This window comes from Methanoculleus sp. UBA413, assembly GCF_002502935.1.
Classification (GTDB): Archaea; Halobacteriota; Methanomicrobia; order Methanomicrobiales; family Methanoculleaceae; genus Methanoculleus; species Methanoculleus bourgensis.
In genome coordinates this window covers 23,618-24,722 of record NZ_DAQR01000067.1, presented here as the reverse complement: position 1 = coordinate 24,722, position 1,105 = coordinate 23,618, and the positions used below count along the sequence as shown (strand labels likewise).

Here is a 1,105-nt window from a genome sequence, read left to right as displayed (position 1 = left end):
TACAAAGACGCAAACGTGCCGCAACGGGTTATCCCGTACCACATCGTCGCAAAGGGTCTTGAACTCTCGACGACGAGCAGGGTGGTCTAGCCGGTATACCCGGCCCGGACCATTCCTGCTGCGGCAACCATATTCTTCAGTTTTCCAAACGCCGCATCCCGCGACTGCATCCGCAGGCCGCAGTCGGGGTCGATGAGCATGGCCTCAGGTGAGAAGACGTCGACCCCGGCCTCGATACGCTTTCGGATAGTCTCGACGCTCTCGACGCCCGGGTCTGCCGAGTCCACGCAGCCGTAGCCGATCATCCTGCCGCGCAGGTCCTTCTCCGAGAGCAGGTCGAGGTTCCCCGGGTTATTGGCGAACTCAAAGTCAAATATCGCGACGTTCGCCTGGAGGACGTCGTCAATGACCGCTGACAGACCCCCGCAGACGTGGAGGCAGACCGGGATCCTGAGCCGGGCGACGATCGCGTTCACCGCCTCAAGGCCAACGGCGATGTTTGCGGCTCCCGTGGAGAAGATAGGCTCATCGACCTGGAGAACCGTGACCCCGGCCGACTCCAGGTACGCCGCCTCGACCGCGAGCGCCTGGGCAAGGTCCAGGACCAGTTCGTCCTTGTTCCGGTAGAACGGAGTCTCGATCGCAAGACCGTGCGCAAGCGTGCTCGGACCGGTGAGGATCCCTTTCACCTTCGGGTGCCGGGAGAGGGCATATTTTGTATCCCCGACTGTGATGGGCTGCCGGGCAGGCTGGACCTTCCCGACGACCGAAGACCCCCGGATGCCGGGGAGGCGGGAGGTGAAGGCCCGGATCATGTCGCCCCGGACCTGACCGTCGGAGATGATATCGATCCCGGCCGCGACCTGGTCGGCGACCGCTACCTCCACCGCGTGTTTCAGCGGGTCCACGAGGGCAAAAATCCCCGAGCCTTTCACCACCGGGTAGCTCCCGACCACCGTGGTGGGCAGGAGTCTGCTCATCAGTCTCATGGAGTCAGTCTATGTCGGTCACGCGGAAAGAGTACCGCCTCGCGGATGTTCCCAAGACCGAGCATCGTCATCACCAGACGCTCGATACCGAGCCCCCACCCGGCGTGCGGGGGCAT

2 protein-coding genes are annotated in these 1,105 nt (G+C 63.5%); both read right to left on the bottom strand.

Translation table 11 applies throughout. The annotated features are described in order from the left end of the window. Positions 1–86: 86 nt before the first annotated feature. Positions 87–989: a methionine synthase gene (locus BP858_RS05325; protein ID WP_286879038.1), complete on the bottom strand. Its 903-nt coding sequence runs from the start codon at positions 987–989 to the stop codon at positions 87–89. Next, positions 986–1,105 carry an amino acid--tRNA ligase-related protein gene (locus BP858_RS12350; RefSeq protein ID WP_394339379.1) on the bottom strand — a complete coding sequence of 40 codons (120 nt, stop codon included), beginning with the start codon at positions 1,103–1,105 and terminating at the stop codon, positions 986–988. Before BP858_RS12350 ends, BP858_RS05325 begins: the two co-directional genes overlap by 4 nt.